Origin of the sequence: Streptomyces sp. SD31 (assembly GCF_052068475.1) — a bacterium.
In the GTDB taxonomy this organism is placed as follows: Bacteria; Actinomycetota; Actinomycetes; order Streptomycetales; family Streptomycetaceae; genus Streptomyces.
Genome location: NZ_JBQHCX010000003.1, coordinates 370,299 through 393,591, shown reverse-complemented (window position 1 = coordinate 393,591; position 23,293 = coordinate 370,299). Strand labels below are relative to the sequence as shown.

At 71.9% G+C, this 23,293-nt stretch carries 20 protein-coding genes and 1 tRNA gene; 11 read left to right on the top strand and 10 right to left on the bottom strand.

What is annotated here, in order from left to right; genetic code table 11:
• Positions 1-9: 9 nt before the first annotated feature.
• Positions 10-711 carry a FadR/GntR family transcriptional regulator gene (locus tag ACTMVF_RS09170; RefSeq protein ID WP_302001887.1) on the top strand — a complete coding sequence of 234 codons (702 nt, stop codon included), beginning with the start codon at positions 10-12 and terminating at the stop codon, positions 709-711.
• A gap of 5 nt (positions 712-716) precedes the next feature.
• Here the strand turns inward: ACTMVF_RS09170 and ACTMVF_RS09165 are convergent, their stop codons facing one another.
• From ACTMVF_RS09165 to ACTMVF_RS09150, 4 genes are all read right to left on the bottom strand, one after another.
• Positions 717-1,091, bottom strand: coding sequence for a YchJ family protein (locus tag ACTMVF_RS09165; protein WP_441270432.1), 375 nt, complete (start codon positions 1,089-1,091; stop codon positions 717-719).
• A gap of 13 nt (positions 1,092-1,104) precedes the next feature.
• Entirely contained in the window at positions 1,105-2,448 is a 1,344-nt protein-coding gene (locus ACTMVF_RS09160; RefSeq protein WP_441270431.1) for a M1 family metallopeptidase, read from the bottom strand.
• Positions 2,449-2,525: 77 nt separating this feature from the next.
• Positions 2,526-6,380, bottom strand: coding sequence for a Pls/PosA family non-ribosomal peptide synthetase (locus ACTMVF_RS09155; RefSeq protein WP_441270430.1), 3,855 nt, complete (start codon positions 6,378-6,380; stop codon positions 2,526-2,528).
• A 270-nt stretch (positions 6,381-6,650) separates the two neighbouring features.
• Positions 6,651-6,735 (bottom strand) — tRNA-Leu (locus tag ACTMVF_RS09150).
• Positions 6,736-6,925: 190 nt separating this feature from the next.
• Here ACTMVF_RS09150 and ACTMVF_RS09145 point away from each other — a divergent pair.
• From ACTMVF_RS09145 to ACTMVF_RS09135, 3 genes are all read left to right on the top strand, one after another.
• Complete coding sequence (locus ACTMVF_RS09145) at positions 6,926-8,251, top strand: M20/M25/M40 family metallo-hydrolase (protein WP_441270429.1); 1,326 nt, start codon at positions 6,926-6,928, stop codon at positions 8,249-8,251.
• Between the two features lie 157 nt (positions 8,252-8,408).
• Entirely contained in the window at positions 8,409-8,642 is a 234-nt protein-coding gene (gene chpH, locus ACTMVF_RS09140; protein WP_302001893.1) for a chaplin ChpH, read from the top strand.
• Between the two features lie 146 nt (positions 8,643-8,788).
• Complete coding sequence (locus ACTMVF_RS09135) at positions 8,789-9,616, top strand: chaplin family protein (RefSeq protein WP_441270428.1); 828 nt, start codon at positions 8,789-8,791, stop codon at positions 9,614-9,616.
• A 98-nt stretch (positions 9,617-9,714) separates the two neighbouring features.
• On the opposite strand, the gene ACTMVF_RS09130 is transcribed toward ACTMVF_RS09135, so the two are convergent.
• The gene (locus tag ACTMVF_RS09130; RefSeq protein ID WP_005485166.1) at positions 9,715-9,903 is read right to left on the bottom strand and encodes a DUF5703 family protein; all 189 of its coding nucleotides are present in this window, start codon (positions 9,901-9,903) and stop codon (positions 9,715-9,717) included.
• 47 nt (positions 9,904-9,950) lie between these two features.
• Between ACTMVF_RS09130 and ACTMVF_RS09125 the strand changes: the two genes are divergently transcribed.
• The gene (locus tag ACTMVF_RS09125; RefSeq protein ID WP_441270427.1) at positions 9,951-10,676 is read left to right on the top strand and encodes a hypothetical protein; all 726 of its coding nucleotides are present in this window, start codon (positions 9,951-9,953) and stop codon (positions 10,674-10,676) included.
• Between the two features lie 78 nt (positions 10,677-10,754).
• Here the strand turns inward: ACTMVF_RS09125 and ACTMVF_RS09120 are convergent, their stop codons facing one another.
• Together ACTMVF_RS09120 and ACTMVF_RS09115 are read right to left on the bottom strand one after the other, a co-directional pair.
• On the bottom strand, positions 10,755-13,010 hold the full coding sequence (locus ACTMVF_RS09120) for a helix-hairpin-helix domain-containing protein (RefSeq protein ID WP_441270426.1): 2,256 nt from the start codon (positions 13,008-13,010) through the stop codon (positions 10,755-10,757).
• Positions 13,007-13,990 carry an aldo/keto reductase gene (locus ACTMVF_RS09115; RefSeq protein ID WP_441270425.1) on the bottom strand — a complete coding sequence of 328 codons (984 nt, stop codon included), beginning with the start codon at positions 13,988-13,990 and terminating at the stop codon, positions 13,007-13,009. Before ACTMVF_RS09115 ends, ACTMVF_RS09120 begins: the two co-directional genes overlap by 4 nt.
• A 185-nt stretch (positions 13,991-14,175) precedes the next feature.
• Here ACTMVF_RS09115 and ACTMVF_RS09110 point away from each other — a divergent pair, with 185 nt between their 5' ends.
• Together ACTMVF_RS09110 and ACTMVF_RS09105 are read left to right on the top strand one after the other, a co-directional pair.
• A complete protein-coding gene (locus ACTMVF_RS09110) occupies positions 14,176-15,231 on the top strand; it encodes an LLM class F420-dependent oxidoreductase (protein ID WP_441270424.1) in 1,056 nt (351 codons plus the stop codon).
• Between the two features lie 250 nt (positions 15,232-15,481).
• On the top strand, positions 15,482-16,270 hold the full coding sequence (locus tag ACTMVF_RS09105; protein ID WP_441270423.1) for a ferritin-like domain-containing protein: 789 nt from the start codon (positions 15,482-15,484) through the stop codon (positions 16,268-16,270).
• Positions 16,271-16,290: 20 nt separating this feature from the next.
• Here the strand turns inward: ACTMVF_RS09105 and corA are convergent, their stop codons facing one another.
• Positions 16,291-17,289 carry a magnesium/cobalt transporter CorA gene (corA, locus tag ACTMVF_RS09100; RefSeq protein WP_441270422.1) on the bottom strand — a complete coding sequence of 333 codons (999 nt, stop codon included), beginning with the start codon at positions 17,287-17,289 and terminating at the stop codon, positions 16,291-16,293.
• Between the two features lie 62 nt (positions 17,290-17,351).
• Here corA and ACTMVF_RS09095 point away from each other — a divergent pair, with 62 nt between their 5' ends.
• The 4 genes from ACTMVF_RS09095 (at position 17,352) to mshC (ending at position 20,852) form a co-directional block, all read left to right on the top strand.
• Positions 17,352-18,038, top strand: a complete 687-nt coding sequence (locus ACTMVF_RS09095) for a histidine phosphatase family protein (protein WP_441270421.1) — start codon at positions 17,352-17,354, stop codon at positions 18,036-18,038.
• Between the two features lie 102 nt (positions 18,039-18,140).
• The gene (locus ACTMVF_RS09090) at positions 18,141-18,731 is read left to right on the top strand and encodes a DUF3090 domain-containing protein (protein WP_441270420.1); all 591 of its coding nucleotides are present in this window, start codon (positions 18,141-18,143) and stop codon (positions 18,729-18,731) included.
• A complete protein-coding gene (locus ACTMVF_RS09085; RefSeq protein ID WP_441270419.1) occupies positions 18,695-19,513 on the top strand; it encodes an SCO1664 family protein in 819 nt (272 codons plus the stop codon). The genes ACTMVF_RS09090 and ACTMVF_RS09085 overlap by 37 nt, the downstream gene beginning before the upstream one ends.
• Positions 19,514-19,622: 109 nt before the next feature.
• Positions 19,623-20,852 (top strand): cysteine--1-D-myo-inosityl 2-amino-2-deoxy-alpha-D-glucopyranoside ligase, encoded by a 1,230-nt coding sequence (mshC, locus tag ACTMVF_RS09080; protein WP_441270418.1) that lies wholly within the window; start codon positions 19,623-19,625, stop codon positions 20,850-20,852.
• 81 nt (positions 20,853-20,933) lie between these two features.
• Here the strand turns inward: mshC and ACTMVF_RS09075 are convergent, their stop codons facing one another.
• The gene (locus ACTMVF_RS09075) at positions 20,934-21,506 is read right to left on the bottom strand and encodes a hypothetical protein (RefSeq protein WP_441270417.1); all 573 of its coding nucleotides are present in this window, start codon (positions 21,504-21,506) and stop codon (positions 20,934-20,936) included.
• A gap of 35 nt (positions 21,507-21,541) precedes the next feature.
• The gene (locus ACTMVF_RS09070; protein WP_441270416.1) at positions 21,542-23,275 is read right to left on the bottom strand and encodes a S8 family peptidase; all 1,734 of its coding nucleotides are present in this window, start codon (positions 23,273-23,275) and stop codon (positions 21,542-21,544) included.
• Positions 23,276-23,293: the final 18 nt, after the last annotated feature.

The following is a 23,293-nucleotide window of genomic DNA, read 5'->3' as shown; positions in this document are numbered from 1 at the left end:
GCTGAGTGCATGAGCACACCGGGCCGGGGGCTGCACGGCCATGTACTGGAAACCCTCGGCCCCGCGATCGCCGCGGGCGAGTACCCGCCGGGCAGTGTCCTGCGCACGGACGAGCTGGCCCAGCGCTTCGACGTGTCGCGCTCGGTGATGCGGGAGGCGGTCCGCGTCCTGGAGTCCATGCACCTGGTGGAGTCCCGCCGCCGCGTCGGCGTCACGGTCCGTCCCAAGGCCGAGTGGAACGTCTACGACCCGCAGGTCATCCGCTGGCGCCTGGCCGGCGCCGACCGCCCCCAGCAGCTGCGCTCACTCACCGTCCTGCGCTCGGCGATCGAACCGGTCGCGGCGGGCCTGGCGGCCAAGTACGCCACCGCCGACCAGTGCGCCGAACTCACCGAGTGCGCCCTCGGCATGGTCGCCCACTCCCGGGGCCACCAGCTGGAGGGCTACCTCATCCACGACGTCGCCTTCCACCGCGTCATCCTCAACGCCTCCGGCAACGAGATGTTCGCCCGCCTCGGGGACGTCGTCGCCGAGGTCCTCGCGGGCCGCACCCACCACGAGGTCATGTTCGAGGACCCCGACCCGGCGGCGGTCACCCTGCACGTCCAGGTCGCGGAGGCGGTCCGCGCGGGCGACGCGGCCAGGGCGGAACACCTCACCCGCGAGATCACGGTCGGCGCCCTCCAGGAGCTCGACATCCTGGCGCCGTAGAAGCGCTAGCTCAGGAACTCCCCGTCCACATACACCCACGCCCCGTCGACCCGCTCGAACCGGCTCCGCTCATGCAGCGACCCACCCCGGAACGAGGCGCGGAAGGTCACCGTCCCCGTGGAGTGGAACGCCGAACCCTCCGTCGTCTCCAGGATCTCCAGCCCCGTCCACCGCATCGCGGGGTCGAGGTCCAGCCGCGCCGGCCGCGTCCGCGGATGCCAGGTCCGCAGCAGGTACGCCACATCGCCCTTGACGAACGCGCAGTACCGCGACCGCATGAGCGCCTCGGCGGCCGGCGCGGCAGCGGCACCGGAGTGATACCGGCCGCAGCAGTCGTCGTACGCCTTGGGCTGCCCGCACGGGCAGGAACGCGTCGTCATGGCCGCCATTGTGCTAGCCCGCCGCCCGCGACTCGGCCCCGGGCAACGGCGGCAGCGCCGCCCCGTACACCCACGCCTCGAACAGCTCCTCCACCGGCTCGGTCGCGAAGCGGGCCACGTGCGAGGCGAAGGCGGCCGTCGTCACCGTTCCGCCCCGGTGCAGCTGTCCCCAGGCGCGCAGCATGCGGAAGAAGGCGATGTCGCCCAGCGCGCAGCGCACCGCGTGCAGGACGAGGCCTCCGCGCTCGTACAACCGGTCGTCGAACATCGACTTACGACCCGGATCCGCCAGCCGCAGATCCTGCGGCATCGACGCCAGCAACCGGTATGCGGCGGCGGCGAGTTGCTGCGCCGTACGCCCACCCGACCGCTCCGACCACAGCCACTCGGCGTACTTCGCGAAGCCTTCGTTCAGCCAGATGTGCCGCCAGTCCGCGATGGACACACTGTTGCCGAACCACTGATGCGCCAGCTCGTGCGCGACGAGCCGCTCCGAACCCCGAGCCCCGTCCACGTGGTTGGCGCCGAACAGCGACAACCCCTGTGCCTCGACCGGGACATCGAGCTCCTCCTCCGTCACGACGACCGCGTACTCGTCGAAGGGGTACGGCCCGAACAGCTCCTGGAACAGCTCCATCATCTGCGGCTGGCGCGCGAAGTCCCGGGAGAACTCCGGCAGCAGTTGCGCCGGGATGTGCCCGTGCTGCGGTACCCCGCCCAGACCCGGGTCGCCCAGCAGCACCGTCTGGTACTTGCCGATCGACAGGCCGACCAGATAGCTGGACGTCGGCGCCGACTGCTCGTACACCCAGGTGGTCGTGGACGCCTTCGTCGTACGGGTCAGCAGGCGCCCGCCCGCCACCACCGCGTACGCCGACGGCGTGGTGATCGAGATCTGGTACGACGCCTTGTCGGCGGGCCGGTCGTTGCACGGGTACCACGACGGCGCCCCGATCGGCTGGCTGGCCACCAGAGCCCCGTCCTCCAGCTCCTCCCAACCGAGCCCGCCCCACGGGCTGTTCACCGGCTTGGGGTTGCCCGACCAGTGCACCTCGACCGTGAAGGCCGCCCCGGCGCGGACCGGCTTGGCGGGGCGCACGCGCAGCCGTCCGCCGCGGTGCGTGTAGTGCGGCTGCCGTCCGTCGACCCGGACCCGGCCGATCCTGAAGTCGGCCAGGTTCAGCACGAACTCGGTGAGCGGCGCCCGTCCCGCTATGGCGTTGATCCGGGCCGTCCCCGACAAGCGGTTGGGGCCCGGGCGGTAGTCCAGCGCCAGCTCGTACCGGTGCACCCGGTAGCGGGGGTCGCCGTGCTCCGGGAAGTACGGGTCCACGCCCGCCGTCTGCTGAACTGCCACTGCTGTCTGTGCTCCCTGCGCCGTACCGCTGCCACTCCGTGCCGGCCCACCGATCTCCGGCTCCGAGTGAGCCGGCATCAGGGACGCCATGCCTCGATCGGATTGCCGAGCCAACGGGTGTCGTCGGGGACGGACTCCCCGGCCATGACGAGCGACGCGGGACCCAGTGTCGTACGGGCCCCGATCGCGCTGCCGGGCAGAACGATCCCGCCAGGACCCAGCGTCGCGCCCTCTCGGAGGACCACAGTATCCGTCCGCAAGATCCGGTCGTGGAAGAGGTGCGTCTGCAGCACACAACCCCGGTTCACGGTGGCCGCGTCCTCCAGCGTCACCAGATCGGTCTCCGGCAGCCAGTAGCTCTCCACCCAGACGCCCTTGCCGATCCGCGCGCCGAGCCCGCGCAGCCACGCCGTCATCACCGGCGTACCCGGCACCGAACCCGCCAGCCACGGCACGGCGAGCACCTCGACGAAGGTGTCGGCGAGCTCGTTGCGCCACACGAAGCCGCTCCACAGCGGATGCTCCCCGCTGCGGTGCCGCCCCACGAGCAGCCACTTCGCGACGATGGACACGAGCCCCGCCACGACCCCCGCCCCGAGCAGCACCAACCCCGCCAGCAGCGGCGCCCACACCCCCAGCGCACACAGCGCCGCCACCGTCAGCACCGCCAGCCACGCCGAGCAGAACACCGGCACGATCCGGCACAGCTCCACCAGGCCGCGCGCCCACAGCAGCCGGGCCGGCGGATCGTACGTCCGGCTCTGGTCGCCACCGGCGGCGGCACGCGGCAGCTTCACCGGCGGCAGCCCCAGATACGACGTGCCCTTCTTGGCCTTCTTCGGCGTCGCCGACAGCACGCCGACCAGCCCGCCGTCCGGCACGGTCCGCCCGGGCGCCGTCATCCCCGAGTTCCCGAGGAAGGCCCGCCGTCCGATCTCCGCCCGCCCGATCCGCATCCAGCCGCCACCGAGCTCGTACGGCGCGGTCAGCGTGTCGTCGGCCAGGAACGCGCCCTCACCGACCGTCGTCAGGCTCGGCAGCGCCAGCACGGTCGACACCTCGGCGCCCCGCCCGATCCGCATCCCGAGCAACCGCAGCCACACCGGCGTGACCAGCCCGGCGTACAGCGGGAACAGCGTCTCCCGTGAGCGGTCCATCAGCTGCGTGACCGTCCAGGCCTGCCACCCGATCCGGCTGTGCGTCGGGTGCGTGCCCTCGCGCAGGCCGAGGCTCAGCAGCCGTACGGCGATCAGCAGCAGCACGGCGTACGCCAGCCCGAAGGCGAGCGTCGCCGGTACCAGGGCCAGCGCGGCGCCCGTCAGCGGCGCGTCCGGCGTGAAGAGCACCCGGGCCACGAGGAACGCGGCCCCGCCCGCCAGCACCGGGAGCGCGGTGAGCGCGAAGCCGGTGAGGCCGTACATCACACGCCAGTACGTCCCGCGCCGCGGCCGATCCTTGGGCCAGTTGCGCTTGGCCTTGCCCAGCTTGACCGCCGGCGCGCCCGCCCACCGCTGGCCGGTGGGAATCTGCCCGGTGACCGCCGAACCGGGCGCCACCTCCGCCCGCTTGCCCACCCGGGCACCCGGGAAGAGGATGCTGCGCGTGCCGACGACGGCATGCGCGCCCACCTTCACCGCGCCGATCTCCAGCCGGTCCCCGTCCAGCCACCATCCGGACAGATCCACCTCGGACTCGACGGCCGCGCCCCGCCCCAGCTTGAGCAGCCCGGTGACCGGCGGCAGCGAGTGCAGGTCGACATCGGGCCCGACCTTGGCGCCCAGCGCCCGCGCGTACCGCTCCAGCCACGCCCCGGTCAGCGAGGTCGCCCCGCTGAACTCGGCCAGCCGCTCGGCGGCCCACAGCCGCAGATGCACACTGCCACCGCGCGCGTACCGCCCCGGCTTCACGCCCCGGAGCAGCAGCCGCGCACCCCCGGCGGCCAGCGCGAGCCGCCCCGGCGGACTGAACAGGACGACGGCCCCGAGCGCGAGGAGCCACCAGGGCGCCGTCGGCAGCCACGCGTAGGCGGGCAGCAGCGTGCCGAGCGCGGCCAGCGCGACCGTCCAGCGCAGGCCGAGCAGGGTGAACAGCGGAACGAGCAGCAGGAGTTGGACCACCTGCGCGCGCCGGGGCACCGGCGCGACGATCCGCTCCGCCCCGTCGTCCTGCGCGGACTGCTCCAGGTGCCGGGCCAACTTCCGCAGCACCGGCTGCTGGTAGATGTCCAGGACGGCCGCGCTCGGATAGCGCGTACGCAGCCGTGTCGTCAGCTGCGCGGCGGCCAGACTGCTGCCGCCGATCGCGAAGAAGTCGTCGCAGGCGCCGGAGACGGGGATGCCGAGCACCTCGGCCCACTGCTCGGCGAGCCAGGCCTCGGTGCCGTAGAGCTGCTCCGCCGGACCACCGGTTTCGAGCCCCTCCAGCGGCCAGGGCAGCGCGTTGCGGTCCACCTTGCCCGAAGTGCGGGTCGGCAGCTCCTCGACCGGCGCGAGCAACGGCACGAGCGCGGCGGGCAGCTCGGCCCGCAGCTTCTCCACCGCGGCCGCGTGATCCCAGCCGTCCTGGGTGACGACGTACCCGACGAGCAGCTGATTCCCGCTACGAGCGGTCCGCACGGCGGCGGCCGCGCCGGCCACCCCGGGCAACGCCTGGAGCGCGGCATCGACCTCACCGAGCTCGATCCGCCGCCCGCCCAGCTTGATCTGCTCGTCGGCCCGCCCGAGGAAGACCAGCCCCTCGGGCTCCGCCTTGACGAGGTCGCCACTGCGGTACGCCCGCTCCCAGCCCAGGGACTCCAGCGGCGCGTACTTCTCCGCGTCCTTCTCGGCGTCGAGATACCGGGCCAGCCCGACCCCGCCGATCACCAGCTGCCCGCTGCCGCCCATCGGCACGGGCTCCCCGGCCTCGTCGACGACGGCCAGCTCCCAGCCGTCCAGCGGCAACCCGATCCGGATCGGCTCCTCCCCGCTCATCAGCGAGGCACAGGCCACGACGGTCGCCTCGGTCGGCCCGTAGGTGTTCCACACCTCGCGCCCCTCGGTGACCAGCCGCTGCGCCAGCTCGGGCGGACAGGCCTCACCACCGAAGATCAGCAGACGTACGTCGTTGAGGGTCTCGGGCTCCCACAGCGCGGCCAGCGTCGGCACCGTCGACACGACGGTGATCTCCTGCTCGACCAGCCACGGCCCGAGATCGGCACCACTCCTGACCTGCGACCGCGGCACCGGCACCAGACAGGCACCGTACCGCCAGGCCAGCCACATCTCCTCGCAGGACGCGTCGAACGCGACCGACAGCCCCGCCATCACCCGATCCCCGGGCCCGATCGGCTCCTCGGTCAGGAACAGCGCGGCTTCGGCGTCCACGAACGCGGCGGCACTGCGGTGGGAGACGGCGACGCCCTTCGGCTTGCCGGTGGAGCCGGAGGTGAAGATGATCCACGCGTCGTGCTCGACGCCGGGCCGGGCGGCGGGGACCTCGGAGACGCCATGGACGACGATCTCGTGCCCCGCCCCCACGACGGCCCGCACGTCCGCCTCCTCGAACACCAACTCGGCCCGCTCGTCCGGGTCCTCGGCATCGACCGGGACATAGGCGGCACCGGCCGCGAGCACGGCGAGGATCGCGACGTAGAGGTCATTGGTACCGGACGGGACACGAACCCCGACCCGATCGCCGAGCCCGACCCCGGCGGCCGCGAGCCCGCGCCGCAGCCGGTCCACCTCGACGGCCAGCGCGCGGTAGGTGAGGCACGTCGTGCCGTCGTCCAGGGCCGGCTCGTCCGGGTACGACCGTACGGACGCCTCGAAGACGTCTACGAGGGTGCGCGCGGAGGCCGCCGGGCCCCCGGAGAAACGTGCCGTGTCGCCGAACTTCTCGCGGATCTCTTCTTCGAGCAGGCCGAGAGCACTGCTCTCGTGTATGGCTGCCATCCGGTCCTCGCGTCTCGATCCCGGAAGCCTCCGGGGCGCTGGCGGGCCCGCAGGTCTGCCTGGGGTTGTCCGGCTCCAGCCCGTAACAAGCCGGAAATTTTAGTACGACGCTAGGTTCGAGCCCTTCGATACGCCACTCGGAACAGCCGTTCGGGGCGGCGGGGCGCCGACGGAACAGGCGCTGACCTGGTGATCTTCGACCGGAGGAGACTTCCCCCACACAACGGCCGAGGGCCGTGACCTCGTGGTCACGGCCCTCGCCATTTCGTGTGTCCGAGGGGGGACTTGAACCCCCACGCCCGATAAAGGGCACTAGCACCTCAAGCTAGCGCGTCTGCCATTCCGCCACCCGGACAAGGTGTCTGTCGTGCGGGGTTTCCCCCGCGGCGACAGAGGAAACATTACCAGGCTCCGCGGGGTGCCCCGATCACCCCCCGTCCCGGCGTGAACGGCGTGTGACGGGCGGCGGCCGGTCTTGGGCGGAGCCGGAGGGAGAGGGAGGATGAGGGGGGACCACCAGCAGCAACAGTGCGGGAGGAAGCAGCGTGAGCGAGACGGACACGGCCAGGGGCGTCACCGGCGAGGACGAGGTCGTGGACCTCTGCCGCGAGCTGATCCAGATCGACACCAGCAACTACGGCGACCACTCGGGGCCCGGTGAGCGCAAGGCGGCCGAGTACGTGGCCGAGAAGCTCGCAGAGGTGGGCCTCGAGCCGAAGATCTTCGAGTCGCACCCGGGACGCGCCTCCACGGTGGCACGGATCGAGGGGGAGGACCCGTCCCGGCCCGCGCTGCTCATCCACGGCCACACCGACGTCGTACCCGCCAACGCGGACGACTGGACCCATCACCCCTTCTCCGGCGAGGTCGCGGACGGGTGCGTGTGGGGGCGCGGGGCCGTCGACATGAAGGACATGGACGCGATGACGCTGGCGGTCGTCCGCGACCGGCTGCGCAGCGGGCGCCGCCCGCCGCGGGACATCGTGCTCGCGTTCCTCGCCGACGAGGAGGCCGGCGGCAAGTTCGGCGCCAAGTTCCTCGTCGACAAGCACCCGGACCTCTTCGAGGGCGTCACCGAGGCGATCAGTGAGGTGGGCGGGTTCTCGTTCACCGTGAGCGAGCAGCGGCGGCTCTATCTGATCCAGACGGCCGAGAAGGGCATGCACTGGATGAAGCTGACCGTGGCCGGTACGGCGGGGCACGGCTCGATGATCCACCGGGACAACGCCATCACCGAGCTGTCGGAGGCCGTCGCCCGGCTGGGCCGGCACAAGTTCCCGGTACGGGTCACCAAGACGACCCGGGCGTTCCTCGACGAACTCGGCGACGCGCTCGGCACCGAGCTCGACCCGGAGAACATGGAGGGCACCCTCGCCAAGCTCGGCGGCATCGCCAAGCTCATCGGGGCGACCCTCAGCAATACGGCCAACCCCACGCAGCTCGGCGCGGGCTACAAGGTCAACGTCATCCCGGGCGAGGCCACCGCGCACGTCGACGGCCGTTTCCTGCCCGGGTTCGAGGAGGAGTTCCTCGCCGACCTCGACAAGATCCTCGGGCCCAAGGTCAAGCGCGAGGACGTGCACGCCGACAAGGCCGTCGAGACGAGCTTCGACGGGGCGCTCGTGGACGCCATGCAGTCCGCGCTGGTCGCCGAGGACCCGGCCGCGAAGGCCGTCCCCTACATGCTCTCCGGCGGAACGGACGCCAAGTCCTTCGACGACCTGGGTATCCGGGGCTTCGGCTTCGCGCCGCTGAAGCTGCCGCCGGAGCTGGACTTCGCGGGGATGTTCCACGGTGTCGACGAGCGGGTACCGGTGGACGGGCTGAAGTTCGGGGTGCGGGTCCTCGACCGGTTCATCGATGCGTCCTGAATTCGCCCACTGAAACGACACTTCAGTATTCGGCCAGGCGTACGGGATATGGCTGGGGGGAGTGAACGCACTCATCAGGTCGTAGCCCTATTAGTTCCTCCTCGTTACAGGTGATGCGATCAGCTACTTGTGATCGCATTGCCAACAAGGAGGAATAATGATCAAGAAGGTCGTCGCTGCTGCGGCTGCCACTGGTGGGCTGGTTCTCGCGGGCGCGGGCCTGGCCGTTGCCGACTCGGGTGCTCAGGGTGCCGCGGTGCACTCCCCGGGCATCCTGTCGGGCAACGTCGTTCAGGCGCCGGTTCACGTCCCCGTGAACGTCTGCGGCAACACGGTCTCCGTGGTCGGTCTGCTGAACCCCGCCTTCGGCAACACCTGCATCAACAAGTGACGTTGCGCCTCGCCCCGTGAACGGGGCTGAGCCCGTCGGCCCCGGAGTGCACGCCATGCGCTCCGGGGCCGACCGGCCTTTCGGAACGTCGGTCGAATTTCCGACGTCGTCCTTTCGGAACAAGGTCGAAGGCAGGTAAACAGCAAATGCGACAGGTCACCCGCAAGGGCCTGATGACCGTGGCGGCCGCGACCGGCGTCATCGCCGCCGCGGGCGGCGCCGCCCACGCAACCGGCTCGGGTGCGGACGGCTCCACCTCGAACTCGCCCGGCGTGCTGTCGGGCAACACGGTGCAGGCGCCGCTGCACGTGCCGGTCAACGTGTGCGGCAACACGGTCAACGTCGTCGGGGTGCTCAATCCCGCGAGCGGCAACAGCTGCGCCAACCAGGGCGGCGGCGCGTCCGCCGGTCACGGGGACTCCGACGGCGGCTCAGGCGCGTCGTCCGGCGGGCACACCAGTGACTCGCCCGGTATCGGCTCCGGCAACCACGTCGAGGCGCCGGTCCATGTGCCGGTCAACGTGTGCGGCAACAGCGTCGACGTCATCGGCGTCGGCAACTCCGTCGAGGGCAACGACTGCACCAACGGCGGCGGCACCGGCCACACCCCGCCCGGCGGCGGCCAGGAGAACCCGCCCGGGTCGCCGGAGCAGCCGGGCAACCCCGGAAACCCCGGCAACCCCGAGCAGCCGGGCAACCCGGAGACCCCCGGAAACCCCGGGAACCCGCAGAACCCGGACGAGCCCACCCACCCCGGCACCCCGAGCACGCCGCCCAGCACGGGCGGCGAGACGCCGGGCGGTGGCTCCTCGGACGGGAACGACCCGGGTGCCCAGTCCGTCACCCAGCCCCAGGGTGACGCCGAGCTCGCCCAGACCGGCAGTGACCTGCCGCTGGGCCTCGTCCTGCCGGTCGGCGCGGGCGCGCTGCTGGCGGGCTCGGTGCTGTACCGCAAGGCACGGACCTCGGCGTAGGCCTTGGCTCCGCTACCGGTAGGCCGACGTCGTTCGGCCTGAACGGAGCGGGCCCCGCCGCGGCGGGGCCCGCTCCGTTGTTCCTTTGTCGCCTCAGCTCACCACGTGGCCCGCACCTGGCGGATGATCCGGCGGCGCAGCCGCACCCTGCGGCTGCCGTCGCGCAGCAGGCTCAGGCGGTCCAACTCCCAGTGTCCGTACTCGGCATGGTCCGTCAGCAGGCGTGTGGCGTCCTTGCGGGAGACCCCGCGCGGTACGTACACGTCGACAAATTCGTATTCCGGCATCGCATCTATTGTGCGGGCTGGGGCCCGGTACGGATAGCGTCTGCACTATGTCTGATGCTGTGCAGCCCACCGCTGCCGAGGTACGCGCCGCCGCCGAGGCGGTCAAGACCGCGCTGGACCGCCACCTGGCCGCGGTCGAACGCCGGTCGGGTGAGGATGACCCGGCCGTCTACGAGGCGTTCAACCAGCTGGCCGCGGCCGCCGAGATCTACGACGAGCTGCTCTACGACCGCTACGACGAGGTCACGCCCTTCGAGATCCCCGGTACGGACGACGCGCTGCCGCCGTACACGGGCCCCGAGGAACCGAACGCGGTGAGCGTGCTGATCCGCCGCGACTACTCCGTGGTGGAGCCGCAGCGGCTGCTGGCGCAGGCCCAGCGGGTCGAGGCGGCGGACTACGACGCCGGCCCGGACGACGAGGATGCCTCCGGCACGGTGCACGGGGCGCTGGGCATCCTGTTCGGTGAGTTCGAGCCGGACGAGATCGCCTCCCGGCACAAGGAGTTCGGCCTGGAGGAGGGCGACTCCACGCTCTGGGTCACCGCCTCGGACGAGCAGGCCGATCCCGGTGAATGGCTGGAGGCGCCCTTCGAGGCGGTCGACCCGCAGCGGGTGGTCTGCCGGTTCGACGTCAGCGCGGTGTTCGACGACGAGCTGGACGACGTCGACGAGCCGGACGAGGACGACGAGGACGCCGACGACATCGAGGACGACCTCGACACTGAGCTGGACGAGGACGAGGACCTGGAGCCACTGGACTCGGACCGCTGAGCGGAGGCGACGGCTGTCGTCGGCGGCGGTCATGGGAGCGAGGGCTTCCATGACCCCCGCCGTCGCTCCGGCGGGAGGTCAGTCGGCCGTAGCCAGCTGTGGTGCCAGCAGCGCCGGCAGACGGGTCGTGCGGGGCTTGGCCGGGATTTCGGCGACCGCTCGCGGAAGAGCCTGTTCCACGCCGTGGACCACGGAGAGGTGGCGGTCGGCGCGGCTGAAGGCCGTGTAGACCCAGGGACGGCTCAGGGCCTGGGCCGCGTCGCCCGGGAGGACCACGACCACCGCCGGCCAGCGGGTGCCGGCCGCCTGGTGCGCGGTCAGGGCCCAGCCGTGCCGCACGGACTGCTCCACCCGCTCCTTCGGTACGACGACGGACTCGCCCGCGCAGGTCAGGTGCAGCCCCTCGGCGTCGGCCGTCACCACCTGGCCCGGCACCGTACGGCCCGGCGCGGGGGAGTAAGCGATGCGGTCACCGGGGTCGAAGCCGCCGAAGCGGCCGGGGCCCGGGTTGAGCCGCTCCTTGAGCGCGGCGTTGAGCGCGCGCGTGCCGGCCGCCCCGCCGTGGCCCGGCGTGATCACCTGGGTCTGCTCGGTCGGGACGCCGATCGCGCGCGGCACCGAGTCCGCGACGAGCTGCACGGTCCGGTGCACGGCCTCGCCCGCGTCCCGCACCGGCACGATCACGACCTCCTTGCCGGGCGCCTCGACCTGGTTCAGCTCGCCGATGCCGATACCGGACACCAGCTCGCCCAGCGGGCCGGGATCCGGTCGCCGCGAGGCGATCTGCGGGCAGACCCGCGCCGCCAGCAGGTCGGCGAACACCCGCCCGGGCCCCGCCGACCACAGCACCGCCGGATCACCGGCCAGCACCAGCCGGGCCCCGTCCGGCAACGACTCCGTGAGCAGAGCCGCCGTCTCGACGTCCAACTGCGGCGCGTCGAGCACGACGAGCAGATCGAGGTCGAACGCCCCGTCCGCGTCCCGACCGGGCCCTTCGGCACCGGAGAGCAGACCGGCCACGGTGGCGACGCCGGGCGCGGCTTCCGCCTGGGTGGGGCCGTCCGGCCGAGCGGGCCCGCTCAGCAGCGCCGAGAAGCGGCCCCGGCCGACCGGGCCGTGGGTGGCCGCCCAGGCCCGCAATCCGAGAGCGTGCGCGGCGTGCAGCAGCGCCGCCGGTTCGGCCAGGGAGGCATCCCCGCCGGTGTGGAGGACCAGGCCGTGCGCGGCGACCGCGCGGATCAGGTCGGCGGCGGAGCCGGCTGCGGCCGCGGCGCGCTGCCACTCCTCGGCCGAACCGTCCTGCTTCGGCACCGAGTTGATCAGGCGGGCCAGTCCGTCGGCGAGGCTCTCCTCCGCGAGGGCGTACCGCTCCAGGCCGACGAGGACACGGACGGGCCGTTCCTCGTCCTCCTCCGCCTCGTCGTCCCGCCGGGCGGCCGGGGCACCGGGCTCGTCCAGGGCGTCCTGGAAGACCAGGGCCTCGCCCTCGGCGAGGGTGCTGTGCACGGCCGTATCGGCGTCCGGCACGCCCCGTTGGGCCAGCGCGGCGGTGAGCGTCGGCATCTCCAGGGCCGTGTGCCCGGCCAGGGCCGCCTGCTCCAGGAGCCAGACGGTGACCGCCCGGCCACGCCGCTCGTCGTCCGGTGCGCACTCCGCGCCGAGCAGTGCCCGCGCGAACCCGTCGGCCTGCTCCGGCCGTACGCCGCCGACGCGCAGCAACTGCCAGGGGTCCGCGCGCAGTTGGTCGCCCCCGCCCTCGCCGAGGACGGCGGCGACCTGCGGGGCGAGAGTCTCGGGAGCGCCGCCTTCGGTCAGCACGCGGCGCACGGATTCGACGGTCTCCGCAGCGGGGCCCGCGGGCGCGGCGACCGCCACGGGCTGCGGCCGGCGTACCGGCTCCGGGGTGGGGCGGCGCGGTGGCTCGGGCTCGCTGAAGACGTGGGCCACGGGCTTCGCACCGCTCTCCACGGCCCGTACGGCGGCAAGCAGGTCGGCGGCCTTCCCGCTGAGCTTGGCCCCGCTCTCGACGGGTCCCGCCTTCTCGGCCTTGCGCCGCTCGATCCGCTCCCGCTCGACCCGCTGAGCGGCGATCTCGGCCTCGGCCTCGGACAACTGCGCCGCGGACGACTCTGTCGGGGACGACTCCGTGGGGGAGCCGCCGTCGCCCTCCTGGTCCTCCGGCGACTGTGCCCCGGCGTCACCGTCACCGTCTTCGGCCGCGGAACTCCGGGCAGTGGTGTCGCCGTTGCCGGCACCCGGCGTCCCGCCCTCGGGCTCGGCCCCCGGGGTCCCCGGCTCCGTGTCCTCCGTGGTCTCGGGCGGCTCCGTGCTCACAGCGTGCTCCAGTCGTGATCGGGATAGCGGTGCACGGGCGCCGACACGTCGTCGAGCGCCCGGCAGATCTCGTCAGGAAGACTAAGGGCCTCCACTGACAACGCCGCCGTGAGCTGCTGTGCGTTGCGCGCGCCTATGACGGGCGCGGTCACGCCGGGCCGGTCGCGGACCCAGGCGAGGGCGACCTGGAGCGGGGTCACGGCGAGCCCGTCGGCCGCTGTCTGCACGGCGTCCACGATGCGGCTCGCCGTGTCGTCGAGGTACGGCGCGACGAAGGGCGCCAGATGTTCCGAGGCACCGCGTGAGTCGGGCGGCGTCGCAGAGCGGTACTTGCCCGTCAGCACCCCGCGCCCCAGCGGCGAGGACGGCAGCAGACCGATGCCCAGATCCAGCGCGGCCGGCAGCACCTCGCGTTCCACACCACGTTGGAGCAGCGAGTACTCCAGCTGTGTGCTCGCCAGCCGGGTCCGCAGGCCCGGCGCCGCCAGCTGCCAGGTCGCCGCCTTGGCGAGCTGCCAGCCGCAGAAGTTGGAGACGCCGGCGTAGCGGGCGCGGCCGCTGCTGACCGCCAGGTCGAGGGCCTGGAGGGTCTCCTCCAGCGGGGTGTGCGGGTCGTAGGCGTGGATGTGCCAGACGTCGACGTACTCGGTGCCGAGCCGGGTCAGCGAGGCGTCCAGCGCGGAGAGCAGATGGCCGCGCGAGCCGTCGAAGCGGCGGTCGGGGTCGGGCACGCTGCCCGCCTTCGTCGAGATGACCAGGTCCCGGCGCGGGACGAGCCCTTCTATGAGCCGGCCGAGCAGATACTCGGCCTCTCCGTCGCCGTACACGTCCGCCGTGTCGACGAGGGTGCCGCCCGCCTCCCAGAACGTCTTCAGGACGTCCGCGGCGTCGTGCTCGTCGGTGTCCCTGCCCCAGGTGAGGGTGCCGAGCCCGATCCGGGACACGCGCAGGCCGGTGCGGCCGAGATGCCTCTGCTCCATGAACGCCGAGATTACTGGCCAGAACCTGGCATGTGGGGGCCTGTGGATAACCAGTTTTCAGGACGGTCACCGGGGATCCCCACGGCCGTCGGGGCGATGCCCGCCACACCGGTCTCCCCGTGCCGGGCCCCCCACGCTATGGTCGGCCCCACAAGGGACGTTACTGATCGGTAAGGGGATCGGCCATGCAGCTCGGGATCAACCTCGGCTACTGGGGTGCCGGAATGGACGCGGACAATCTCGCCGTCGCGCAGGAGGCCGACCGGCTGGGATACGCCGTGTGCTGGGCCGCCGAGGCGTACGGCTCGGACGCGGCCACGGTGCTGAGCTGGGTCGCCGCCCAGACCGAGCGCATCGACGTCGGCTCCGCCATCTTCCAGATCCCGGCCCGCCAGCCCGCGATGACCGCGATGACGGCCGCGACCCTCGACTCGCTCTCCGGCGGCCGCTTCCGGCTCGGCCTCGGCGTCTCCGGACCGCAGGTCTCCGAGGGCTGGTACGGCGTCAAGTTCGACAAGCCGCTGGCACGCACGCGTGAGTACGTCGAGATCATCCGCAAGGCCATGACCCGCGAGCGCCTGTCGTACGAGGGGCAGCACTGGACGCTGCCCCTGCCCGGCGGCCCCGGCAAGCCGATCAAGCTGACCGTGCACCCGCAGCGCGAGCACATCCCGCTGTACATCGCCGCCATCGGCCCGAAGAACCTCGAGCAGACCGGCGAGATCGCCGACGGCGCACTGCTGATCTTCCCGTCCGCCGAGCACCTCGAGGACACGACGATCAAGTACCTGCGTGCCGGGCGCGAGAAGGCCGGAAAGACCCTCGACGGGTTCGACGTCTGCCCGACCCTCCCCCTCGCCGTCGGCGACGACAAGGACGTGGCCGCGCTCGCCGACACCTTCCGTCCCTACACCGCGCTGTACGTCGGCGGCATGGGCAGCCCCAAGCAGAACTTCTACAACCAGCTCGCCCAGCGCATGGGTTACGAGAAGGAGGCCGCCGAGATCCAGACCAAGTACCTCTCCGGCGACAAGCAGGGCGCCGCGGCCGCCGTACCGCACGAGCTGATCGACAAGACCACGCTGCTCGGTTCCGTCGACCGCATCGCGGACCGGATGAAGGCCTATGCCGCGGCCGGGGTCACCACCCTGTCCCTCGCGCCCGCGGGCTTCACGCTCGACGAGCGGCTCGCCTCGCTGCGTGCCGGCACCGAGGCCCTGGAGCGTGCCGGCCTGGCGTGACGCGGGCAGGACCCGAGAGGGATTTTCTGCGGCCGTGGTGGGGGCTCGGGGGTCTTCCCCGCCACGGCCGTCACGTAGAACAACGCGTGCGTGGCCGCGCGGTTACGCCCCCGTAGTGACCCTGCTGGTCATTCTTTTGGCGGAGTTGTCCGACACAGCTGTTGCAGTGCCTCTCTCGCCGCATTTGACTCGTTCTTTGCGGAATCCTGCGGAGTCCGGCGTCCTGCGCCCTGCGGAGAGGTGTCCAACGATGCTTTCGGCCAAGAGTCTGTTCCAGGAGATCCTCGACAACGACGAGTCCTTCCGCCTGTTCTGCTCCATCGCGGCCAGCGGGGAGTCCCAGGGCGGGTGGGAGAACGCCCGTATCGCCGCGCTCGTCCCCCAGAGCGAGCGCCCCCTCGCGCCCAAGATCACCCGGCATGGCGCGGACGAGGACAAACACGGGCGGATCTTCAACGCCCTGATGAAGAAGCGCGGCCTGGAACCGGTGCCCGTCCCGCCCGAGACCGACTACACGATGCTCCTGGAGAACCACGGCATCGGTCTCGCCCACGACAAGCTCAAGAGCGACGAGCCGCTCACCGTCCAGGACATCGTCACCTACCTCTCGCACAGCAGGGTCACCGAGCAGCGCGCCTCGGAGCAGATGGAGTTGCTGCGCAAGCACTTCGCCGACCACCCCGACCTGGGCCGCGCGGTCAGGATGATCTCCGCCGACGAGGACAACCACCTCGCCTACTGCCACGAGGAGTTGCTGCGCTTCGCGGCCCAGGGACACGGCCGGGCCATCCAGCGAACGCTGCGCGAGTGCGCGCTCGCGGAGATCCGGATCTACCGGGATGTCAGCCTCGCGGTCATGGACCACATGGGGCGCATCCTCGGCTGGCCGAGGGCGAAGGCTGCCGTGCTCGCCGCGGGCATCCACGCCGTGTACGCCTGGGAACGGGTCGCGGGCTGGCGGCGCATGGTGTCCCTGAAGATGCCGGAGCGGCGCGACGCACTCGGCGGACCCGCCACCTCGGCGCCCGAGTTCGCCTGACGTACCGACCACGTACGCGCCTACAACCAGCCCCGGCTCTTGAACAGCCGGTACAGCAGCACCTCAAGGGCGGCCATGCCCGCGATCAGCAGCGGATACGACCACATCCAGTCCAGCTCCGGCATGTGGTCGAAGTTCATGCCGTAGATCCCCGCGATCATCGTGGGGACCGCGGCCATGGCCGCCCACGCGGAGATCTTGCGCATGTCGTCGTTCTGCCGGACGCTCATCTGCGCCAGATGCGCCGACAGGACGTCGGAGACGAGCCGGTCCAGGCCCTCCACGGACTCGTTCACGCGCGTGAGGTGGTCGCTCACGTCCCGGAAGAAGGGCTGCGCCTCCTCGTGCACGAAGGGCACGCGCGCGCCGAACATGCCGGTGCCCGCGAGCCGGGCCAGGGGCTGCGCCAGGGGGCCGCTGGCCCTGCGGAACTCCAGGATCTGCCGCTTGAAGGCGTAGATGCGGGACGCCGTGTGCCGAGAGCCGCCGCCGGTCGGCGAGAACACCTCCGTCTCCAGCTCCTCCAGGTCGGTGCTCAGCTCGCCCGCCACCTCCACGTAGTGGTCGACCACGGCGTCGGCGATCGTGTACAGCACGGCCGTGGGACCGTGCCGGAGCATCTCCGGCTCGTGTTCGAGACGCTGCCGTACGACGCCCAGGGGCGCCTCCTCGCCGTGCCGGACCGTCACCACGAACGAGTCGCCGATGAAGACCATGACCTCGCCGGAGGAGACGATGTCGCTCTTCGGCTCGTACCCGACCGGCTTGAGGACCATGAACAGCGAGTCGTCGTACACCTCCAGCTTCGGCCGCTGATGCGCCTTCAGGGCGTCCTCGACGGCCAGCGGATGCAGCCCGAACTCCTGCGTGACCCGGTCGAACTCCTTCTCCGTGGGCTCGTACAGCCCGATCCAGACGAACGCGTCGTCCTGCACACGGCACAGATCCAGGGCGTCGGAGAGGTCGTCCGGCCCTTCCGTCCGGCGCCCGTCACGGTAGATGGCGCAGTCGACGATCACGGAGCGTATTCTCCCGCCGTCCGCCCGCGTTCGCACCCCCTGGTGCGCCTACGCTGGGCGGCATGCCCACGCTGATCCTGGTCCGGCACGGACGCTCCACCGCCAACACCGAGGGGGTGCTCGCCGGGTGGACGCCCGGCGTCGCCCTCGACGAGCGCGGGGCCGCGCAGGCCGCCGCCCTGCCCGAACGGCTCGCCCAGCTGCCGATCTCCGAGGTCGTCACGAGCCCACTGCAGCGCTGCCAGGAGACGATCCGGCCGCTGCTCGAAGCCCGGCCCGAGCTCACCGCCCACACCGACGAGCGGATCGGGGAGTGCCACTACGGCGACTGGTCCGGCCGCAAGCTCGCCGAGCTGGCGGACGAGCCGCTGATGGAGGTCGTCCAGGCGCACCCCTCGGCGGCGGCGTTCCCCGGCGGGGAGTCGATGCGGGCGATGCAGACCCGGGCCGCCGAGGCCGTACGGGAGTGGAACGCGCGCGTGGAGCGCGATCACGGCGCCGACGCCGTGTACGTGATGTGCTCGCACGGCGACATCATCAAGTCCCTTGTCGCGGACGCACTCGGTCTTCATCTCGACCTCTTCCAGAGGATTTCCGTTGAACCGTGTTCCATCACCGCGATCCGTTACACACGCCTGAGGCCGTTCCTCGTACGCCTCGGGGACACCGGTGATTTCGCGTCCCTCGCCCCGCGCGAGGAGCCGCCGGCCGACGACGCGACGGTCGGGGGCGGCGCGGGCGCACCGTGATCGTCCGGCGCAGTAGGGTGAAGCGGTCGAAGTAGCTCCCGTACCCACGTTTTCGCCGTACTCACGTGTTCGCCGTACTCACGATTCCAATGGAGACAGGACGTGTCCCGTCAGGTGTTCCTCTACGACCCCCCGGACCGTTTCGTGGCCGGTACGGTCGGGCTTCCCGGACGCCGTACGTTCTTCCTCCAGGCCACCGCAGGCTCCCGGGTGACCAGCGTGGCCCTGGAGAAGACCCAGGTCGCCGCCCTCGCCGAGCGCATGGACGAGCTGCTCGACGAGGTCGTACGGCGTAGTGGCGGCAGCGCCGCCGTCCCCGCCGTGGCGCCCTCCGAGATCGCCGACACCGCCCCGCTGGAGGCGCCGGTCGAGGAGGAGTTCCGCGTCGGCACCATGGCCCTGGCCTGGGACGGCGAGGAACAGCGCATGATCGTCGAGGCGCAGGCCCTCGTCGAGCTCGACGCCGACACCGAGGAGGACCTCGCCGAGGCCGAGGAGCGGCTCCTCCAGGACGAGGAGAACGGGCCCCCGATGCTGCGGGTCCGGCTCACCGGCGCGCAGGCGAGAGCCTTCGCCAAGCGCGCCCTGGACGTCGTCAACGCCGGGCGGCCGCCGTGCCCGCTGTGCAGCCTCCCGCTCGACCCGGAAGGACACGTATGTCCGCGCCAGAACGGATACCGCCGCGGAGCGTGACCACGGTGGACCTGCTCGTCGAGGGCGAGCTGACCGTGCGCGGGCGCATCCGCGAGGCGTCCAACGCGGCGCTGTTCTGCACGGTCGCGTACGAGGGGCAGGAGGCGTCCTGCGTGTACAAGCCGGTCGCCGGTGAGCGGCCGCTGTGGGACTTTCCCGACGGGACGCTCGCGCAGCGCGAGGTCGCCGCGTACGAGGTCTCCGAGGCGACCGGCTGGGGGCTCGTACCGCCCACGGTGCTGCGGGACGGGCCGTACGGCGAGGGCATGGTCCAGCTGTGGATCGACGTGACGCCCGAGGCCGAGCTGCTCGCCCTGGTCGACGGTGAGGAGCCCGAGCCCGGCTGGAAGGCGATCGGCTTCGCCGAGGTCGGCGAGGGGAAGACCGCGCTGCTGGTGCACGCCGACGACGAGCGGCTGCGGCGGCTCGCCGTCCTGGACGCCGTGATCAACAACGCCGACCGCAAGGGCGGGCACCTGCTGCCCACCGAGGGCGGCCATCTGTACGGCATCGACCACGGGGTCACCTTCAACGTCGAGAACAAGCTGCGGACGCTGCTGTGGGGCTGGGCGGGGGAGCCGCTTACGGCGGAGGCGGTCGAGGTGCTCGGTGCCCTGCGGACCGGGCTGAAGGAGGGCGGTGAGCTGGCCGTACGCCTGGCCGGGCTGATCACCGCCGCCGAGCTGGCGGCCACGCGCGCGCGTGTCGAGGCGCTGGTGACGTCCGGGAAGCATCCGGAACCGAGCGGGGAGTGGCCGGCGATTCCCTGGCCGCCCGTCTAGCCCGCCCCCGTCCAGCAGCACAACGGCCGGTTTCGCGCAAGAAGGCCTTACCGGCCATCCGGCCCGGTCCGGTTCGTATCCGGAACATCCGTCCGGTTAGGCTCATGACATGTATGCCTGGCCCGCTTCTGAGGTCCCCGCCCTGCCTGGTCAGGGCCGCGACCTGAGGATCCACGACACCGCGACCGGCGGTCCGGTCTCCCTCGACCCCGGTCCCGTCGCCCGTATCTACGTCTGCGGCATCACCCCGTACGACGCGACCCACATCGGTCACGCGGCGACCTACAACGCGTTCGACCTCGTGCAGCGCGTGTGGCTCGACACCAAGCGGCAGGTTCACTACGTCCAGAACGTCACCGACGTCGACGATCCGCTGCTTGAGCGGGCCGAGCGCGACAACATCGACTGGGTCGCCCTCGCCGAGAAGGAGACCGCCCTCTTCCGCGAGGACATGACCGCCCTGCGCATGCTGCCTCCGCGGCACTACATCGGCGCGGTCGAGGCGATACCCGGCATCGTTCCGCTCGTGGAGCGGCTGCGGGACGCCGGGGCCGCGTACGAGCTCGAAGGGGACATCTACTTCTCCGTCGAGTCCGATCCCGACTTCGGCAAGGTGTCGGGCCTCGACGCCGCCGCGATGCGACTGCTGTCCGCCGAGCGTGGCGGTGACCCGGACCGTCCGGGCAAGAAGAACCCGCTCGACCCGATGCTGTGGATGGCCGCCCGTGAGGGCGAGCCCAGCTGGGACGGCGGTTCGCTCGGGCGCGGCAGGCCCGGCTGGCACATCGAGTGCGTCGCGATCGCCCTCGACCACCTCGGCATGGGCTTCGACGTCCAGGGCGGCGGCTCCGACCTCGCCTTCCCGCACCACGAGATGGGCGCCTCGCACGCCCAGGTGCTGACCGGCGAGTTCCCCATGGCCAAGGCGTACGTCCACGCCGGGATGGTCGCCCTGCACGGCGAGAAGATGTCCAAGTCCAAGGGGAATCTGGTCTTCGTGTCGCAGCTGCGGCGCGACGGCGTCGACCCCGCCGCCATCCGGCTCGCCCTTCTCGCCCACCACTACCGGGCCGACTGGGAGTGGACCGACCAGGTGCTTCAGGACGCCGTCGCCCGTCTCGACCGCTGGCGGGCCGCCGTGTCCCGGCCCGACGGGCCGGAAGCCGAGGAGCTCGTCGAGAGGATCCGCGAGGCCCTGGCGAACGACCTGGACGCCCCGGCCGCGCTCGCCGCGGTCGACCGCTGGGTCCAGCTCCAGCACCAGCGGGGCGGCACGGACATCGGCGCCCCAGGTGTCGTGTCGCGGGCCGTGGACGCGCTGCTGGGCGTGGCTCTGTAACCACGGCGGACAAGACACGAGAGGGGCGCTTCCTCCCGCCGGAGGAAGCGCCCCGAGTGCGTCGCGGTGTGCGTCAGCCCGTCAGATCCGCTGGATGCGGACGCTGCGCAGCACGCTCGGCGACTGGGTGTCCCAGATGCCGATCACCTGGTGGCCGAACGCGAAGGCCTGCTGGATCTGCTGGTGCACTTGCGGGTTCGGGTCGTTGAGGACCCGGAACTGGTTGTTGATGCGCAGGAAGATCTGGTGCGGCTGCCCCTGGAGCGGGTGCACGATGTCGACGAAGCCGTTCGCCACACCGGAGGCGAGGGCCTGGGCCTGCACCTGCTGCACGACCTGCTGCATCGCCGACAGCGCGACCTGCTGGAGCTGCTGCTGCATCTGCTGCTCGGCCTGCTGCGCCTGCTGGTCCTGCTGTTGCCCGCCGAAGGGCTGGCCCAGCTGCTGCAACAGCTGCTGGAACGGCTGCTGCTGACCGAGCTGCTGGAGCTGCTCCAGGGAGCCGCTCATGCCGTACGGCTGCTGCTGGCCGTAGCCCTGCTGCTGGCCGAACGGCTGCTGCTGCCCGTACGGCTGCTGCTGGTACGGCGACGTGCTGGGGAACTGCTGGCCTTGCTGTTGTCCCATGTGACTCATCTGCGGGGTGGTGCTCATACGGGTGTCACCTTCCCTTGATGTGATGGGCTGCGTCAGCCGGTGATGACCAGGCCGACGATCTCGTCGTCCGAGAACCAGACTCGGACATCGGGCCGTCCCCCCGCGAAGGCGGTGTGGACCGCCTGGCGGATCTCCGGGGACGGATGATTGAGGTTGCGCCACTCGCCGGCCACCAACAGCCGGAGCCTGGGCGGGAGTTCACGCGGATACGGCAGCACCTCGTCCCAGTACCGCTCGGCCTTGCCCGAGCCGACCGCCTGCGGCACCAGATGGGTGACCGCCGCCTTGATGTCGGGCCGGTTGCCGATCCGCTGGGAGGCGGGCCTGCCCGGCGCGTCCTGCTGCGGGGAGCCGGTGGCCCGCAGGACGGCGCGGGCACGTTCCGGGGACATCGGCTCCTGGCCCGCCGCCTTGAGCATGCCCTGCAGCGCGGCCAGTGCGCCGACCACGATCGGGGAGGCGGCCGACGTCCCCGAGAACGTGTCGGTGTACCAGGCGATCTCCTCGGGCCCGCCCTGCAGGTCACCGGGCCGGTCCCAGAAGCCGCCGGTGGTCGTCACCTCGCGCCCCCAGCCCTGGGCGTCCACGCGGGCGCCGTAGTTGGAGAACGCGAGGCGTGTGCGGTCCGGGCCGTGGTCGCGGCCGTGGGTGCCGGGCGGCGGGGCGCCCGCGCCGACCAGGACGGCGCCGGAGGTCGGGTTGGTTGGGTTGAACGGGTTGCGCCAGGACTCCGGGAAGCCGTCCGGGCGGCGCTCGTAGACCGCGTCGTCGAGCGACTCGGCGCCGTTTCCCGCGGCCGCCACCACGAGGACACCCTTGGCGGTGGCGTAGCGGACGGCGGCGAGGTCGTCCGGCCACCACTCCAGCGGGATGTAGCCGCGCTGGTCGTCGCGGTCGGCGTACTCGAACCGGGGCCCTGGGCGGTGCAGCTCGATCAGCACGATGTCGCCGGGGCTCAGCCGGTCCGCCGCCGCGTGGATCGCGGCCGCCGTGCCGATGCCCTGGAAGGACGCGGCCGCGGTCACCGTGTCCGGCACGATGCCGGTGACGCCGTACTCGCCCCGGTCGCCGCCGATCACCCCGATCACGGCGGTGCCGTGGTTGCGCCAGGCCGGGTCGGCCAGCGGGGTGCCTACGACGACACCGGCCAGCTTGGCGGCCAGGTCCTCGTGCCCCAGCTGCCAGGAGCCCTCCACGTCGATCACGGTCACGCCCTGACCGGTGCCGCCGGGCCGCTGCCAGGCCCAGTACGCGTCGACGCCCTCGGGCGCGGGCCGCAGATAGCCCTGCCGGCCGGTGTAGTCGGGCGTGACCGGCGCACCCTCCTTCAGGCGCCCGCTGTCCTCCCCGACCTGCCCCAGGGAGGCCGGCACCGCGCCCGGCTTCACATACGCCGAGTCGATCCCCGGCAGCGCGGCGATACGCGCCCGCAGCTCCTCGGCGCGGCTCTCCCCGCCGCGCACCCGGTAGAACAGCGCGAGGTCGGGCACGTCCTCGGTGCCGGCTTGAGAGGCGGCTTGCAGCAGCCGCTCCTCGTTGCCGAACAGCGGCTCCAGCGCGAGTTGTTCGTCAGTGAGGAACATGTCGAGAGCCGACGTGTCGGCGCCCGCCACCGACCGCACGCCCTCGGCCCGGGCGCGCAGCCCGGCCTCCGGGCGAGCTACGACGATCAGCTCCCGCTCGGCTCCTCGATAGGTGAATCCCGCTCCGTCGGGCCCCGGCCCGGACGCTCCCGGGCCCTGTGCCGGCTGTGCCTGGTCGGTCATCGTCTGCCGCTCCCTTCG